Source organism: Halopseudomonas phragmitis (assembly GCF_002056295.1).
GTDB lineage: Bacteria > Pseudomonadota > Gammaproteobacteria > Pseudomonadales > Pseudomonadaceae > Halopseudomonas > Halopseudomonas phragmitis.
Genome location: NZ_CP020100.1, coordinates 1,651,761 through 1,667,924 on the forward strand (window position 1 = coordinate 1,651,761; position 16,164 = coordinate 1,667,924).

The following is a 16,164-nucleotide window of genomic DNA, read 5'->3' on the forward strand; positions in this document are numbered from 1 at the left end:
AATGAAATGCTAAAAAGCCAAAAAGAATAAAAAGTAATTTGCTTATTCTTTATGAGATCGACTTTTCAAACACTTTGGAATTGCGCTGGTAGTTGTACAGCGAGGCACGCTTGGCTGGCAGGCGCTCCACTGAACTGGGGACGAAGCCGCGCTCGCGGAACCAGTGCGCGGTGCGGGTGGTGAGCACGAACAGGGTATCCAGGCCGAGCTTGCGGGCCTGAGCCTCAACGCTGGCCAGCAACTGGTCGCCGCGCCCACCGTGGCGGTAATCCGGATCGATGGCGACGCAGGCCAGTTCGCCGCTGCGCGAATCATCCAGCGGGTAGAGGGCTGCGCAGCCGATGATCATGCTGTCGCGCTCGATCAGGGTGAACTGGCCGATCTCGGTTTCCAGCACTTCGCGCGAGCGGCGCACCAGAATCCCGGCCTCTTCGAGCGGGCGCAGCAGTTCGAGCAGACCGGCCACATCGTCGATGGTGGCCGGACGGATCTGCTCGAAGGCTTCCTGGCTGACCATGGTGCCGCCGCCATCGCGGGTAAACAGCTCGGTCAGTACCGCGCCGTCCTCGGCGAAGCTGACGATATGACTGCGCCGCACTCCGCCGTCGCAGGCTTTGCAGGCAGCCTTGAGCAGACTGCCGGGCAAGCTGTTGCCCAGCGCCTTGAGCAGCGCTGTGGCCCGCGTTGGCTTGAGTTCGCGCAGCAATTGGCCGTCGGCATCGAAAATCCCGGTATCGGGGCCGAGCAGAATCAGTTTGTCGGCGTTCAGCGCGGCGGCGGCGCTGGTGGCGACATCTTCGCAGGCCAGGTTGAAAACCTCTCCGGTCGGCGAGTAACCGATGGACGACAGCAACACGATCGACTGTTCATCCAGGTGCTGACTGATCGCCTTGCGGTCGATCCGGCGTACTTCACCGGTATGGTGGAAGTCGACCCCGTCGACCACGCCAATCGGCTTGGCGGTGACGAAGTTGCCACTGACTACCCGTAGCCGCGAGCGCTGGCCCGAAGGCGCGGTGCACAGCCGCGCCTCGATGGCGATGCGCAGACTGCCGACCGCATCCATCACGCAGGCCAGGGTATCCAGATCGGTGATGCGCAGGTCATTGTGATAACGCGAATCCAGGCCGCGGGCCTTGAGCCGCTCCTCGATTTGCGGGCGCGAGCCATGCACCAGCACCAGACGCACGCCGAGACTGTTGAGCAGCATTACATCGTGGATGATATTGATGAAGTTCGGATGCGCCATGGCCTCACCCGGCAGCAGCACGACGAAGGTGCAGTCCCTGTGGGTGTTGATGTAAGGCGTCGAGTGGCGGAACCAGTTGACGTAGTCGTGCATGCGTGGTGTTCCGGGCAAAACGCCAGTGTAGGGAGTTTGGCTGCTTGCCATCAAGTGTATCATTGGCTCCATGGCCCTTCGAACAGGAGCGTTCAACATGCCGCAATCGACCCCGGACTATGTCGTTGTCAACACCGCTTCAGCTGCGGTAGACCGCCTGGCTGCACTTTACCGACAGGCAACCAAGGCTTTGGGCCAGGCCTTGCATATGTATCTGCATGAACGGCGGCAGCCGAGTGCCGAGCAATTACGCCAGTTCTGCTACCCGGCGCTGCGTCTGACCTATGCCGCACACAGCGACCCCCCGGCCACAGTACGGGCCTTTGCCCGAGTACAGATTCCCGGGACCTATGCGGTGACCGTTACCCATCCAGAGGCCTTTCGCAGTTACCTGCTGGAGCAGTTGGAACCGCTGCTGAAGGACTTCGAGGTACGTCTGGAGGTTGGGCTCAGTGATCAGCCGATTCCTTACCCCTATGTGCTGGCCTATGACGAACTGTCGCGCTCCGGGGTTGCCGCAGGCGAGCTGGCGCGGGTGTTTCCCGGAACCGATCTGTCGGCGATCAGCGACAATGCCGCCGACGGGCTGGATGACTGGACCCAGATGGACCCCTTGCCGCTGGCGCTGTTCGATGGGGCGCGGGTGGATTTTTCATTGCGCCGGCTGGTGCACTACACCGGCAGCGACTGGCAGCACGTGCAGCCCTGGATCCTGTTGACCAACTATCATCGCTACGTCGACCAGTTCATCCGTTACGGAATGGACATGCTGCTCAGCGAGTCGCGCTTCACCACGCTGGTACTGCCGGGCAACGTGCTGATCGAGCGCGGCATGGCCGAGGATGACATGCAGGCTGTGGTCGACAGCGTGGCCTGGCACCGCTTTCAGATGCCGGCCTACCACCTGCTGGCCAGCGATGGCGATGGCATCACTCTGGTCAATATCGGCGTCGGGCCGTCCAATGCCAAGAACATCACCGACCACCTGGCGGTGCTGCGTCCGCATTGCTGGCTGATGATCGGCCACTGTGGCGGGTTGCGCCAATCCCAGGCGATTGGCGACTACGTGCTGGCCCATGCCTATATGCGTCGTGACGGCATCCTCGATCGGCTATTGCCGCCACATATTCCGTTGCCGGCCCTGGCCGAAGTGCAGCAGGCCCTGCAGGCGGCAGCGGCACTGGTCACCGGTGATCAGGGCGACGCCCTCAAGCGCAGGCTACGTACCGGCACGGTACTGACCTACGATGATCGCAACTGGGAACTGCGCTGGGCTCAGGAGCGATCGCTGATCAATCAGGCCCGGGCCGTGGCGGTGGATATGGAAAGCGGCACCATCGCCGCCCAGGGCTATCGCCTGCGGGTGCCCTACGGCACCTTGCTGTGCGTGTCCGACAAGCCGCTGCACAGCGAGATCAAGTTGCCGGGCGCGGCTGGGGCCTTCTATCAACGGGCGGTCAGCCAGCACCTGCATATCGGCATCGCGGCACTGGATCTGCTGCGCAGCCAGGTCAACTCACTGCATTCGCGCAAGCTGCGTAGCTTTGATGAACCGCCGTTCCGCTGAGGGCGGTTCAGGGGCGGGTGGGTTGCAAACAGAACTGCTCGATCAGCCCGCGCAGAATTCGCACCGTCGGTTCGATCCGATCCAGGGCCAGAAACTCGTCCGGCTGGTGGGCCTGGTCGATGTCGCCGGGGCCGAGAATCAGGGTCTGCATGCCGAGCTGATTGAGGTAGGGGCCTTCGGTGGCGAAGGCCACGCTGCCGGCGCTGTGTCCGGTCAGTCGCTCGCAGGCCGCAACGATCGGTGCATCGGCGGCGGTTTCAAAGGCCGGGACGCCCGGGAACAGTGGCTGATAGTCGATCTGGACCTGGCGTTCGGCGGCAATCGGTGCGAGCCGGGCGTGGATCGCTGCGCGCAGCTCGTCGCCGTCCATGCCCGGTAGTGGACGGATATCGAACTCCAGCGCGCACTTGGCACAGATCCGGTTGGGGTTGTCACCGCCGTGGATGCAGCCCAGGTTCATGGTCGGGGTCGGTACGCTGAACAGTGGGTTGTTCCAGCGTTTCTGCCAGGCGCTGCGCAGCTCCAGCAGATCACTGATCACCACATGCATGGCTTCAATGGCATTGCGCCCGAGGCTGGGGTCGGAGGAGTGGCCGGCCTGGCCGATAATGTCGATCCGCTCCATCATGATGCCCTTGTGCACGCGGATTGGCCTGAGCCCGGTGGGCTCGCCGATCACCGCATGCCGGGCCTTGGGCTGGCCGCTGGCAGCCAGTGCCCGGGCACCGCTCATGGAGCTTTCCTCATCGGCGGTGGCGAGTACGATCAACGGCTGCTGAAAGGGTTGGTCGGCATAATCCTTGACTGCTTCGATGATCAGCGGGAAAAAGCCTTTCATGTCACAACTGCCCAGGCCATACCAGCGATTGTCGGCCTCGGTCAGAGCGAATGGCTCGTAGCTCCAGCGCTCGGGGTTGCACGGTACGGTATCGGTATGGCCGGCCAGTACCAGTCCGCCGGGGCCGGAGCCCAGGGTGGCGATCAGATTGGCCTTGCCAGGTTGGCCGGCGATTGGCTGGATATCACAGGCAAAGCCCAGTTGGCCGAGCCAGTCGGCGAGCAGATGAATGACGCCCAGATTGGACTGATCAAGGTCGGCCTGGGTACAACTGATCGAGGGGGCGGCGAGCAAAGCAGCGAATTGCTGCTTGAGGCTGGGCAATGACATGGTGGATCCCTGACGGCGTAAGCTGGCTTTCAGCTTACGCCGTCAGGGCCTCAGCGTCAGCCGAAAATCCCGCTGAGGACGAAGAAGTACAGAATCGACAGACCAGCACCAGCCGGCAGGGTGATGACCCAGGAACTGAAGATGGTGCCGACCACCCGCAGGTTCAGTGCAGCGATGCCGCGCGCCATACCAACACCCAGAACCGCACCGACCAGCGTGTGGGTGGTGGAGATCGGCAGCCCCAGGCCCGAGGCGCCAACCACGGTGGTGGCGGTGGCCAGTTCGGCGGCAAAACCGCGGCTCGGGGTCAGTTCGGTGATGTGGCGGCCGATGGTGGCGATTACGCGATAGCCATAGGTAGCCAGACCGACCACGATACCGGCGGCGCCGAGCAGCAGCACCCAGCCGGGCACCAGAGAACGGGCCGCGATTTCACCAGTCTGCAGAACGCCGACAATGGCAGCCAGCGGACCAACGGCGTTGGCCACGTCGTTGGAGCCGTGGGCGAAGGCCATGGCACAGGCGGTGAAGATCATCAGTACCGCAAAGACCTTTTCCACGCTGGCGAAATGGAAGTCCTTGTCGGCCTCCGGGTCGGCCTTGATCCGGGTCAGCAGAGCCACGCCCAGTGCGGTGATCAGCAGCCCGACCAGTACCGCCAGACCAAAGCTCTGCCAGTTGTTCAGGTCCAGACCCACATGCTTGAGGCCTTTGGTCACGGTCATCAGGGTGACGATGAAGCCGACGGCGAACATGTAGTAGGGCACGTAGCGCTTGGCGTTACGGAACGGCTCCTCGGTATCGAGGATCAGCTTGTGCACGCTCATGAAGATCAGGAAGGCGACCACCCCGGACAGGGTTGGCGAAATCACCCAGCTGGCAACAATCGGTACCACGCCGGACCAGTTGACCGCTTCCATGGAGACGCCAACGGCGCCGAAGCCGATGACCGCGCCAACAATGGAGTGGGTGGTGGAGACCGGCCAGCCCTTGATCGAGGCGATCAGCAGCCAGGTGCCGGCTGCCAGCAACGCCGCCAGCATGCCGAAGATCATCTGCTCCGGGCTGATCATGCTGGAATCGAGAATGCCGCTACGAATGGTTTGGGTAACCGAGCCGCCGGCCAGGTAGGCGCCGAGGAACTCGAAGACCATGGCGATGATGATCGCCTGCTTGATGGTCAATGCCCGGGAGCCGACCGAGGTGCCCATGGCATTGGCGACGTCGTTTGCGCCTACCCCCCAGGCCATGAAGAAACCGAAGAGGCAGGCCAGGATGAGCAGGGTAGTGCCGTATTCTGCGATAAGAGTCATAGTGAAAATCTCTGCGCGGTAGCGGGACTCAGCGAGCCATTAGCAGTTCCAGGCGGTTACCGACGCGCTCGGCGCGGTCGGCGACATCACCGATCCATTCGATGATCTGATAGAGGAACATCACATCGACGGGAGGCATGTCTTTTTCCAGTTTGAACAGCTCGGCGCGCAGTTTGACCTGCATACGGTCGGTGTCGCGCTCGATGTCTTCGAGCTCGATAACCAGTTTTTCCACCAGAGTGACTTCACGGCCGGCAAAGCCGGTTTCCAGCAGCTCGTCCAGCTCGTTCATGGCCTTGAGCGCTTGGGCTGCGGCATCGACTGAACGTTGAACGAAGACCAGAAAGGCTGGTTGCAGAGTGGCCGGGATAGTCATGTTGCGGCCCAGCATCAGGCCGGCGATATCCTTGGCGCGGTTGGCCACTTTGTCCTGTACACTGAGCAGCTCCAGCAGGTCCGAGCGCGGCACTGGCAGGAACAGGCTTTTGGGCAGATGAATCCGCACATCCTTTTTCAGTTTGTCGGCTTCGTGTTCCAGTTGCACGATCCTTTGCTGAACCTGTTCAGCCGCTTGCCAGTCGTCGGCAAATACCGCTTCGATGAAGGGCACGAGCTGCGCGGCGCATTCATGAGCCTTGGCAATATGCTGCTGCATCGGACCGATCGGTGAGCGACCGAACAGTTTGATGAAAGGATTGTTGGGCATGGCGCCTCCTGGGTTAGTGAGGCGCAAAATTATAGGTGCTGAGACCGCCAACGTCATCAAAATGCCGTGGATTGGTCATTTCTATGTCATTTTTTGCCGCGCTAACCGATGAGTGGCAAGGCTTTTTAGAGAGTCACATGGTTAAAGAAACCGAAATCAAGCTGCGCGTCAGCCGGCAAACTCTGGACGCCCTGCGCGAGCATCCGCTGCTCAATGCCCGGCGTCAGGGCGACTGGCAGACCAGTACCCTGTACAACCAGTATTACGACAGTGCCGAGCGGGCCCTGTCCACGGCTCGGGTTGCCCTGCGCCTGCGGCGTGATGGCGAGCAGTTCATCCAGACCCTGAAAAGCCGTGGCCAGAGTGTTGCTGGCTTGTCCGAGCGCAATGAATGGGACTGGTACCTGAGTCAGCCGGCGCTGGATCTGAACCTGCTGGATGACCAGTGCTGGCCCCAGGCATTGGCCGAGCTGGACAAGACGCAACTGCAGCCGGTGTTCACCACTGATTTTCAGCGGACCCGGGCAATGCTGTGCTGGGAACGGGACGGCGAATCGGTTGAGGTCGAGGCCGCGCTGGATCTGGGCAAGGTTCTGGCCGGTGAGCGTGAGGAGCCGATCTGCGAGCTGGAGCTGGAAATTCGCCAGGGCCCAGCCGAGGCCTTGCTGGAACTGGCCGAGGCGCTGGCTGCCGACCTGCCGCTGATGCCTTGTGATATCAGCAAGGCCGAGCGTGGCTACCGGCTGTTCGACCCAGCCAGTTACGAGCTGCGTCCGGCGTCGCCGGACTGGCAGTCAACCACAGCAGTGGATGAGGTGATCCATAATGGCGGCTGGCAGTTGTTGGGCCAGACCCAACGCCTGGCCGAACAGTATCGGCATACCCGGCAGTGGAAGCTGTTTCGTGAACTGAGCCAGCAACTGGCCGAGCTGCGAGCCTATTTCGGCGTGTTTGACCTGGGCATGCCACGCTCGGCGGCGGCGCCCTTTATCGCGCCCCTGGATGCGCTGTTGCAGCGTTTCCGACCGCTGGTGCTGGCCGGTTGGGCCGATGATCAGGACGGTCAGGCCGCCCGTGATGCGGCGCCAGAGGTGTTCGATCAGGCCATCGCCGAGCCGGCTTGGGGCCAGTTGTTCATTGGCCTGGCGTTGTGGTTGCAGCGGCGCCAATGGTGCCAGGGCCGACCGCCACGCGGTGACAAGGTCGGCCAACTGGAACTGGCGCGCTGGCTGCTGGCAGCCTGTGCCAAGGAAATTCAGGAACTGCGGGTGCCGCATGCCAATGACCCTGATGGCATGGCCAGCGAGTGGGTGGACCAGTTGCCTCGGCTCGGGCGTCTGCACTTTTTGCTGGTCAACTTCCGCCGATGGCTGGAGGTGCCCGAGGCCGACCGGCTGTACGGTGAACTCAACAAACTGCAGGCGCTGCTTGAGCAGTACCCGCTGGTTGAGGCCGAACAGCACCCGGCGCTGCTCGCCGCCTTGCGCAAACAGGGCCAGCGTGTACGCCGGCTGGATGCCTGGCGCGAACTGAATAATTAAGACTCTGGCGGTTAGCCGATCGCAAGCCGGCAATTGATCTGGAACATAAGGATAAGGGGTGTGCATGAACAGTCTGGCTGACCTGTACCTGCCTGGCCAGGAGCGGCCACTGGATCTGGCCGATATCCTCAAATTGCTGGTGGCCCAGGGCCGGCTGGATCTTGAAAGTGCCGAGCAGCTCAGCGCGCTGCGCCGCTCGGCCACCGGCGATACTGCCAAACTGCATCCGCTGGAGTTCATTGCCAGCCAGAATCCGGCTGATCTGGCTCGGCCGGATCGGACGCTGGATCTGGAAACCCTGAGCCGCTGGCTGGCCGAGGAAGCCGGCCAGCCGTTCTATCGGATCGACCCGCTGAAAATCAACGTCGCGGCTATCACCCCGCTGATGTCCTTCGCCTTTGCCCAGCGGCACAAGATTCTGGCTGTCGAGGTCAACGAACGCGAAGTCACCATCGCCAGCGCCCAGCCGTTTGTCACCAGTTGGGAGCCGAACCTGCACCATGTGCTCAAGCGCGAGATTCGCCGTGTGGTGGCCAGCCCAGCGGATATCCAGCGCTATTCGGTCGAATTCTACCGGCTGGCGCGCTCGGTTAGCGGTGCCAATGCCAGCGATCAAAAGCTCAGCGCGGTCGGCAACTTCGAGCAGCTTTTGAACCTGGGCAGCATGAGCCAGGAACCGGACGCCAACGACGCTCACGTAGTAAATATTGTTGACTGGCTGTTTCAGTACGCCTTCGAGCAGCGTGCCAGCGATATCCACATCGAGCCGCGGCGCGATACCGGTAGCGTCCGGCTGCGCATCGACGGGGTATTGCACACGGTCTATCAGTTCCCGTTGCAGGTCGCGGTGGCGGTGGTCAGCCGGCTGAAAACCCTGGGCCGGATGAATGTGGCCGAGAAGCGCAAGCCGCAGGATGGTCGGGTCAAGACCAAGTCGCCCCAGGGCAACGAGATCGAACTGCGCTTGTCGACCCTGCCGACCGCCTTCGGCGAGAAGATGGTGATGCGGATCTTCGACCCCGATGTACTGCTGCGCAGCTTCGATCAGCTTGGCTTCTCGGCGGAAGATCAGCGCCGCTGGCAGGGCATGGTGACCCAGCCCAACGGTATTGTGCTGGTCACCGGTCCGACCGGGTCGGGCAAGACCACCACCCTGTATACCACGCTCAAGCAACTGGCGACCCCTGAGGTCAACGTCTGCACCATCGAAGATCCGATCGAGATGGTTGAGGACAGTTTCAACCAGATGCAGGTCCAGCACAATATCGAGCTGACCTTCGCCAGCGGGGTCCGGGCCCTGATGCGGCAGGATCCGGACATCATCATGATCGGCGAGATCCGCGATCTGGAAACCGCCGAGATGGCGATTCAGGCGGCGCTGACCGGTCATCTGGTGCTGTCGACCCTGCATACCAACGATGCGCCCAGCGCGATCAGTCGACTGATCGAGCTGGGGGTGCCAGCCTACCTGTTGCGCGCCACTATCCTCGGGGTCATGGCCCAGCGCCTGGTGCGCACCCTGTGCCCGCATTGCAAGGCTCCGACCGAGGTCGACGCCGATGCCTGGAGTGAGCTGACCAAGCCCTGGAATGCACCATTGCCAAGCCAGGCACACAAGCCGGTAGGTTGTCCGCAATGCCGGGAAACCGGCTACCGCGGGCGCGCCGGGGTGTACGAGCTGATGCCGCTGAGTGATGGCCTGCGGGCGCTGATCCAGACCGACACCGATCTTAGTGCGCTGCGTCGTCAGTCCTACAAGGAAGGGATGCACAGCCTGCGCTTGTCCGGTGCGCAGAAGGTTGCCGCCGGGTTGACCACCATTGAGGAGGTGTTACGGGTGACGCCGACCAGCCAGCAACGTTAGAGGGGTTCGGGTAGAATGGCGCCGATCAACCGGAGCCTGCCATGAACTACCGTCACAGCTATCACGCCGGCAACCATGCCGATGTCCTCAAGCACGCCATCCTGCTGCGCATGCTGCAACTGTTGCAGCGCAAGGAGGCGCCACTGTGTTATCTGGACAGCCATGCTGGCACCGCGCTGTATGACCTGAGCGGCGAGCAGGCCGGTAAGACCGGCGAGTATCGGGACGGGATTGGCCGGTTGTGGTCGCGTGAAGACTTGCCGGCCCTGCTGGCCGGCTACCGCGAGGCAGTGGCTCGACATAACCCCGATGGTCAACTGCGCCTGTATCCGGGCTCACCGCAACTGCTGGCCGATCATCTGCGCGAGCAGGATCGGATGATCCTCAGTGAACTGCATCCCGAAGATGCCGCGACCCTGAAACAGCATTTTGCCGCTCAAGCGCACATCGCCGTGCATCAGCGCGACGGCTATGAACTGCCCAAGGCTTTCCTGCCGGTGGCGGAAAAGCGGGCGCTGTGGCTGCTCGACCCGCCCTTCGAGAAAGGTGATGACCTGCAGCGCTGCGTTCAGGCTATTCAGACCGGTATCCAGCGCATGCGTCAGACCGTGGTCGCCTTGTGGTATCCGATCAAGGATGAACGTCAGCTCAAGGCGTTCTACCAGCATATGGCCGAGGCTGGTTTGCCCAAGGTGTTGCGGGTGGAACTGAGTGTGCGGCCGACCGACACCAGTCTGGGGCTCAATGGTTCGGGGCTGATGCTGGTCAACCCGCCCTGGCCGCTGTGGGAAGAACTGGAGCAGGTGTTGCCGTGGCTGAGCGAGACACTGGCGCAGTCCGGTCCCGGTAGTTGGCGGATGGACTGGCTGGCCGGCGAACCCTGACGGTTCACCGTACCAGCCCGCGCCGGCGTTTTCAGGGGTCCTTCAGCTCTCCAACTGGAACTTCAGCCCGGCATGTTCCTGCAGACGCTTGATCAATTTGTCGCCCAACGCCGGGGCGGTGGTCCAGATCCCGCCGGGCGTGTCTAGGGCATCGCGCACCAGGCACAACGCGCTTTCGGCAATCATCCGTGAGGTTGAACCATAGCCTGGGTCACGCTGGCCGCTGACGCTGGCCTTGAGCGTGCGCCCGTCGGCGCTTTCGCCGATGAACAGTACATCGTAGAAGCCATTTTCCCGCTCTTCCTTGCTCGGCCCTTCGCCGGGCTTGGGAGCCTTGTCGCTGGCCAGCGAGCGGTCGCCAGCAACAGCCTCGGCAATTTTCTGTCCCTGCTCGCCTGGGCCAGTGAGGATCATTTCGTCGTAGACGAAGTCCTGGCCGTAGGCATGCTTGAGCAGAAAGTTGGAGCGGTGCACATTGCGAGTATTGATCGCCGCCATGACAAAGGGCGCAGCCCAACTGCCCAGCGTTTCATCATATTCCGGCTGGCTTGCTGGTGGCTGGGCCGGGCCACTGAAGCCGGGAGCCAGGGCGAAGGGGTTGGTCAGCAGGGCGCGGACCTCGGGGTTTTCCTTGGCGGCAACCAGGGTTGCCTTGAGGCTGGCGGCGGTGCCGCCGGAAAAGGTGCCTTTCATCTTGCGTACCCGGCCCTTGATCCGCGGCAGCGGTGCGCCGAGCTGCTGGCGCGCATGCTGCTGCAGGAACCAGACCCCCAGGTCGAAGGGAATTGAGTCGAAACCGCAGGAAAAAACGATGCGTGCCCCGGATTGCCGGGCGGTGGCTTCATGGGCGTCGATCATCTGGCGCATCCAGGCCGGCTCGCCGCACAGGTCGACGTAGTCAGTACCCTGGGCGGCGCAGGCGGCGACCAGCTCCGAGCCGTAGAGCTGATAGGGGCCAACCGTGGTCAGCACTACCCGGGTACGGCTGACCATGGCTTTGAGGCTGGCCGGGTCGCTGGTGTCGGCCTGGATCAGAGGGATGTCTGCGGGTGCGGCGATTTCGTCACGCACGGCGGCGAGCTTGTCCAGGTTGCGTCCGGCCATGGCCCAGCGTAGCTGGCTGTCGCCGGCATATTCCTGACTCAGGTATTCGGCTACCAGACGGCCGGTATAACCGCTGGCGCCATAGACGATGACATCGAATTCACGAGTGCTTTGCATCTGGGAGATCCTCGACGAATGGAGCAGTTGTCACAGTCTGGCACAGTCGGGCCAACCGTGTATGAATACCCAAGAGTGGATGATTTGGGCGTGGCAGAGAAGTATCTGGTGCGGGTTTCGCCACGGCGAATGCGCTGGCATAACCGGCTTGCATACCGGCAGTCGGCGCTAGGGAACTGATGTGGAATGGCGACAGTCCAGAGTCTGTATTAGTCTGAAACAGACACGGACAGCCCCGCAAAGGAGGACCCCATGGCTGATGCAAAGAAAGAAGCGAACGGCAAGGAGCAGGAACTGGAGGCCAGCAAGGAGGCTTTGATGGCGGCCTATCGGGATTTGATGGAAGCCAAGGAGCATTTTACCCGCGCTGCCGAAGCAGCCGGACTGGACCTGAAGCATGAAGCCACCGAGCAATTGCTCAAGGGCAAGCACAAAGCTGAAGAGCTTGGCCAGGAAGCCAGTCGTTATTTGCAGGAAAAACCCCTGGCGAGTGTGGGTATCGCCTTTATTGCCGGGTTTATCTTTTCCCAGCTGTTTTCCCGTCGATGAGTGCTCAAGACCCGGTACAGGAGCCGGCCGGCAATGCTGCCGGCCCGGCTGATGCGAACGAGCTGCAGGCCTGGCTCGACTGGGCACGGCAGGCATTGGCAGCCGGTGACACTCTGGGAAGGTTGTTTCAGGCCGAACTGCGGCTGGCGCTGGCCGATGCCCGCCGGCTGTTGCTGATTGCCCTGGCGCTGCTGCCGCTGCTGCTGATGAGTTGGCTGGGGCTGTCGGTATTGTTCGGCTGGCTGGTTTACCACTACAGCGCTTCGATGCCCTGGGCCATTACCGGTTTTATTGCTCTGCAGTTGCTGTGCATCCTGGCTTTGCTGGGGGTGGCGCAGAGCTATCGGCGGCATTTGCGCCTGCCGGCTACCCGTCGCCATGTGCAGGCCTTTCTGGAGGGTGCCCGGCATGTCCCGCAAGCAACTGACCATTGAGCTGCAAGGCCTTGAACAGGAACTGGCGCAATGCCGTGGCCGGCTGTTGCTGGCATCACGCCAGCGCCTGGCGGCGCTGGAGCGGGTGCCTGTGCCAGTTCGTCTGGGCGCCGCGGTGCTGACGGGCTGGCTGGTCGGGCGCCTGGCCCAGGCCAGTCAGGTTGGTGTCTATCGAGCCTATCTCGGCGGCCGGCGGCTTTGGCGCCTGGGCGGGCTACTGGTGCCGGTACTGGGCTTGCGACTGCGCGAGTGAAGCGCTCGGCAGTCTGGTTCAGGCTGGCTGTTCGGGTGCCCGACGCCCCAGGATCAGGGCGCTGATGATCAGCACGCCACCCAGCAACATGCGCAGGGTTGGCTGTTCGGCGAACAGCATCCAGGCGAACAGAATGCCGTAGACCGGCTCCAGCGCAAAGAACAGTGAGGCGACGCGGGCCTTGAGGACACTGAGGCTGGCGACGAACAGGCCGTGTGCCAGGCCGGTGCACAGCAGCCCCAGCAGCGCGACCCACAACCAGTCCAGCGCCGGCATGCTGATCAGTTCGACACTGGCCAGCGGAAGCAGACACAGCAGAATGACCAGATTTTGCCAGCCCGCGACCTGCACGGCATGCAGCTTGCCGGCGGTCAGTCGGTTACCGACCGACACGGCGGCGAAGCAGAACCCCGACAGCACGGCCCAGAGCAGCCCGGTGGTGGCCTGATCACCAAGGGTGAAGCTGGGCGTGACCAGAATCAGGCCGCAGCACACCAGTGCCACCTTGAATAGCTCCAGGCGGCTGGGGTGTTCACGCCAGAATATTGCCTCAAGGATCACCACAAAGGCCGGGAAGCTGGCAAAGCCCAGGGTGGCGATGCCGACGCCAGCGATCTTGACCGCATGAAAAAAGGTTAGCCAGTGAATCCCGAGCAATACCCCGCACAGCGCCAGTTGCAGAAAACGTCGGGGATTGATGCCGCGCACGATCGGCAACCGTAGCAGCCGGGCAAACAGCAGCAGGGCCAGCACTGCGAACAGGGCGCGGCCAAGCACGATGGCCTGCGGTCCGGCCTGGGTCAGTTTGCCGAAAATCCCGGTCAGGCCGAACATCAGGGCTGCAACGTGCATGCTGAGCAGCGCACGGCCGTGGGTCATCTGGGGCATGGTTACATCCTTGCTGCGGGTGATCAGACGGCGAGTGTCGCGTGTGGGCGGTAGGCGAGCGATGGTGTACGGTGGTCGTCTGCCAGGCCGGCGGCTGCCAATCAAACGCCGAGCCGGCAAGTCTAGCGGCTCTGCAGGTCCATGGCTATGTTCGGGAGTTGCTGACTGGCTCTCAGTGCCAGCTAGTTTCTGATGTTATATTGATTTCAGACAATAAGCGTATGGGCATCCAGAGGTGGTCGATTGACTGACGAAATCAAGGGCCTGCACCAGTGGATGGAGCGTTTTAGTGAGGCGGAACTGCCAGCCATGGCAGTGGTGGTACATGATCTGCTGCGGGTTTCCCAGCAGGAAAACGCATCGGTCAAACAGTTGGCGGATATCCTGTTGCGTGATGCAGCATTGACCTCCAAGGTCCTGCGGGTCAGCAACAGTGTGTACTGTAATCCGGGACGCGAAGTTGTACGGACCATTTCCCGGGCGGTGGTGGTGCTCGGGTTCGAGCAGGTGCGGATGATCGGCTTGTCGATCAGCTTGCTCGACACCTTGGGCAAGGGGGCTGCCAGTCAGCAACTTCAGAGCCTGCTGGCGCGCTCCTTCCATGGCGCGGTGCAGGCCCGCAATCTGGCCCAGTACGTAGCGCTGGCGCACAAGGAGGAAGTCTTCATCGCCGGCTTGTTGCAGCATCTGGGTGAGTTGGCGTTCTGGAGCCTGGCTGGCGAATCGGCTGAGCAGTTGGCCGAAGCTCTGGCCGTGCCGGATATTGATCGCGACAAGGCGGTGCGCCGGGTATTGGGCTTCAGCTTTGAGCAGTTGACCCAGGGTCTGCTGCGCAGCTGGAATCTGGGTGATATTGGTCATCTGATCCAGTCCGGCCGTGACGCCCGAACTCCAGCGGCGCGGGCCCTGGCCATGGGTAGTCGGGTGGCCGAGCAAGCGCAGGGCGGCTGGCACTCGGAAGGTTTTCAGGCATTGATCAAGCCATTGGCCGGACTGATTGGCAGCAGTCCGGACGAAGCTCTGCAGCAGGTGCTGGCCAGTGCCCACGAAGCGGCGGACATCGCCGCCGGTTGCGGAGCCCATGAACTGCAGGCCTTGATTCCCAGTACCGAGGGTGTGCCGCTGGATCTGGCCGGCTTGCTTGAGCAGGAGGCGGTGGGCGTGGCCGCCAGGGCGACCATCAGCGAGCCGCTGCTACAGGGCAATGTCGATCTGCTCAAACTGTCGATGCAAAACATGGCGCTGATGGTCAAAAGCCCGATCAATGTCGAAGCTATTTTGTCGACGCTGATGAACGGGCTGCATCTGGGTGCCGGGCTGGAACGGGTGATGCTGGCGGTGTTGGCTGACAACCAGAGTCGGTTCAAGGCCAAACGGGTGGTCGGCAAGGGAACTCAAGCCTGGTTGAGCGGCTTTGATCTGTCGTGCAGTCGAGCGCATGAGCATATTTTTGGCTATGCCCTGCGTCAGCGTGAAGTGCTGTGGATGGGTACTCCTGCCACCTGCAGCCTTGAGGATCTGAGTGACCAGCGGATCCGCGAATATTTTGGCGACGGCATGTTCTTTATCGCCCCTATCCTGGCCGGTAACCGTGAGATCGGGGTGCTGTATGCCGATATGCGGGTATCTGGCCGCGAGCCCAGTGAAGCCCAGTTCGCAGCGTTCAAGCGCTTTACCGAGCTGACCGGGCACTGTCTTCAGGCCCTGGGGCGGCGCGGCTGATCAGCCCGGCGGCAGGCAGACCCCGGTGCCACCCAGGCCACAGTAGCCGCCGGGGTTCTTGTCCAGGTACTGCTGATGGTAGTCCTCGGCATAATAAAAAGTAGTGGCTGGCAGTATCTCGGTGGTGACCGGGCCTTTGCCAGCCTGGCCCAGTGCATCAGCAAAGCGGGCCTTGCTGGCCTCGGCTACAGCACGTTGATAGGGGTTGAAGACGTAAATGCCGGAGCGGTACTGGGTGCCGATATCGTTGCCCTGGCGCATGCCTTGGGTCGGGTCGTGGGATTCCCAGAACACCTTCAGCAGCTCATCCAGACTCAACTGCTCCGGGTCGAACACCACCAAAACCACTTCATTGTGTCCGGTCAGACCCGAGCAGACTTCCTCGTAGGTTGGGTTGGGCGTCAGTCCAGCGCAATAGCCAACGGCGGTGGTGTAAACCCCGTGTAATTGCCAGAAGCGACGTTCGGCGCCCCAGAAGCAACCCATGCCGACAATGATCTGCTGTAACCCTTCGGGAAACGGCGGCTTGAGCTGTGTGCCGAGAACCGTATGGGTGTCACTGGTCGGGATTGGCTGATTGCGTCCCGGCAATGCCTCCTCTTCACTGGGCATGCGCAGTTTGTGTTCCGGTATTTGCCGGTGAAACATGATGCTGATCCCCTGTAGTCAATGTTCCGGAGTCATGATGCGCCTGGGGTATTGGGCTGTCCAG

General features: G+C 62.1%; 15 protein-coding genes. 8 read left to right on the plus strand and 7 right to left on the minus strand.

What is annotated here, in order from left to right; translation table 11 throughout:
* Positions 1–49 precede the first annotated feature (49 nt).
* The gene (argA, locus tag BVH74_RS07600) at positions 50–1,342 is read right to left on the minus strand and encodes an amino-acid N-acetyltransferase (RefSeq protein WP_080049477.1); all 1,293 of its coding nucleotides are present in this window, start codon (positions 1,340–1,342) and stop codon (positions 50–52) included.
* A gap of 97 nt (positions 1,343–1,439) precedes the next feature.
* On the opposite strand from argA, the gene amn reads away from it, so the two are divergent.
* A complete protein-coding gene (gene amn / locus BVH74_RS07605; protein WP_080049478.1) occupies positions 1,440–2,909 on the plus strand; it encodes an AMP nucleosidase in 1,470 nt (489 codons plus the stop codon).
* Between the two features lie 7 nt (positions 2,910–2,916).
* Here the strand turns inward: amn and argE are convergent, their stop codons facing one another.
* The 3 genes from argE to BVH74_RS07620 are packed head-to-tail and all read right to left on the minus strand — an operon-like array spanning position 2,917 to position 6,096.
* Positions 2,917–4,077 (minus strand): acetylornithine deacetylase, encoded by a 1,161-nt coding sequence (gene argE, locus BVH74_RS07610; RefSeq protein ID WP_080049479.1) that lies wholly within the window; start codon positions 4,075–4,077, stop codon positions 2,917–2,919.
* A 56-nt stretch (positions 4,078–4,133) separates the two neighbouring features.
* Positions 4,134–5,390, minus strand: a complete 1,257-nt coding sequence (locus BVH74_RS07615) for an inorganic phosphate transporter (RefSeq protein ID WP_080049480.1) — start codon at positions 5,388–5,390, stop codon at positions 4,134–4,136.
* A gap of 28 nt (positions 5,391–5,418) precedes the next feature.
* Positions 5,419–6,096, minus strand: a complete 678-nt coding sequence (locus tag BVH74_RS07620; protein ID WP_080049481.1) for a TIGR00153 family protein — start codon at positions 6,094–6,096, stop codon at positions 5,419–5,421.
* A 137-nt stretch (positions 6,097–6,233) separates the two neighbouring features.
* Here BVH74_RS07620 and BVH74_RS07625 point away from each other — a divergent pair, with 137 nt between their 5' ends.
* From BVH74_RS07625 to BVH74_RS07635, 3 genes are all read left to right on the plus strand, one after another.
* Positions 6,234–7,637: a CYTH domain-containing protein gene (locus BVH74_RS07625; protein WP_080049482.1), complete on the plus strand. Its 1,404-nt coding sequence runs from the start codon at positions 6,234–6,236 to the stop codon at positions 7,635–7,637.
* Positions 7,638–7,701: 64 nt separating this feature from the next.
* Positions 7,702–9,501 (plus strand): type IV pilus assembly ATPase TfpB, encoded by a 1,800-nt coding sequence (tfpB, locus tag BVH74_RS07630; protein ID WP_080049483.1) that lies wholly within the window; start codon positions 7,702–7,704, stop codon positions 9,499–9,501.
* 41 nt (positions 9,502–9,542) lie between these two features.
* On the plus strand, positions 9,543–10,385 hold the full coding sequence (locus BVH74_RS07635) for a 23S rRNA (adenine(2030)-N(6))-methyltransferase RlmJ (RefSeq protein ID WP_080049484.1): 843 nt from the start codon (positions 9,543–9,545) through the stop codon (positions 10,383–10,385).
* 42 nt (positions 10,386–10,427) lie between these two features.
* On the opposite strand, the gene BVH74_RS07640 is transcribed toward BVH74_RS07635, so the two are convergent.
* Positions 10,428–11,606 carry a saccharopine dehydrogenase family protein gene (locus tag BVH74_RS07640; protein WP_080049485.1) on the minus strand — a complete coding sequence of 393 codons (1,179 nt, stop codon included), beginning with the start codon at positions 11,604–11,606 and terminating at the stop codon, positions 10,428–10,430.
* A 252-nt stretch (positions 11,607–11,858) separates the two neighbouring features.
* Here BVH74_RS07640 and BVH74_RS07645 point away from each other — a divergent pair, with 252 nt between their 5' ends.
* From BVH74_RS07645 to BVH74_RS07655, 3 genes are read left to right on the plus strand one after another with little or no spacing between them, the layout of a single operon-like run.
* Positions 11,859–12,155, plus strand: coding sequence for a DUF883 C-terminal domain-containing protein (locus tag BVH74_RS07645; protein WP_080049486.1), 297 nt, complete (start codon positions 11,859–11,861; stop codon positions 12,153–12,155).
* Positions 12,152–12,589 carry a hypothetical protein gene (locus BVH74_RS07650; RefSeq protein ID WP_080049487.1) on the plus strand — a complete coding sequence of 146 codons (438 nt, stop codon included), beginning with the start codon at positions 12,152–12,154 and terminating at the stop codon, positions 12,587–12,589. Before BVH74_RS07645 ends, BVH74_RS07650 begins: the two co-directional genes overlap by 4 nt.
* Entirely contained in the window at positions 12,564–12,842 is a 279-nt protein-coding gene (locus BVH74_RS07655) for a hypothetical protein (protein WP_119700721.1), read from the plus strand. Before BVH74_RS07650 ends, BVH74_RS07655 begins: the two co-directional genes overlap by 26 nt.
* Before the next feature lie 18 nt (positions 12,843–12,860).
* Here the strand turns inward: BVH74_RS07655 and BVH74_RS07660 are convergent, their stop codons facing one another.
* Complete coding sequence (locus tag BVH74_RS07660) at positions 12,861–13,721, minus strand: DMT family transporter (protein ID WP_080051660.1); 861 nt, start codon at positions 13,719–13,721, stop codon at positions 12,861–12,863.
* Between the two features lie 285 nt (positions 13,722–14,006).
* On the opposite strand from BVH74_RS07660, the gene BVH74_RS07665 reads away from it, so the two are divergent.
* Entirely contained in the window at positions 14,007–15,452 is a 1,446-nt protein-coding gene (locus BVH74_RS07665; protein WP_080051661.1) for an HDOD domain-containing protein, read from the plus strand.
* Here BVH74_RS07665 and msrA read toward each other — a convergent pair whose 3' ends face one another.
* A complete protein-coding gene (gene msrA, locus BVH74_RS07670) occupies positions 15,453–16,103 on the minus strand; it encodes a peptide-methionine (S)-S-oxide reductase MsrA (protein ID WP_177344566.1) in 651 nt (216 codons plus the stop codon). It abuts the gene before it with no gap.
* Positions 16,104–16,164: the final 61 nt, after the last annotated feature.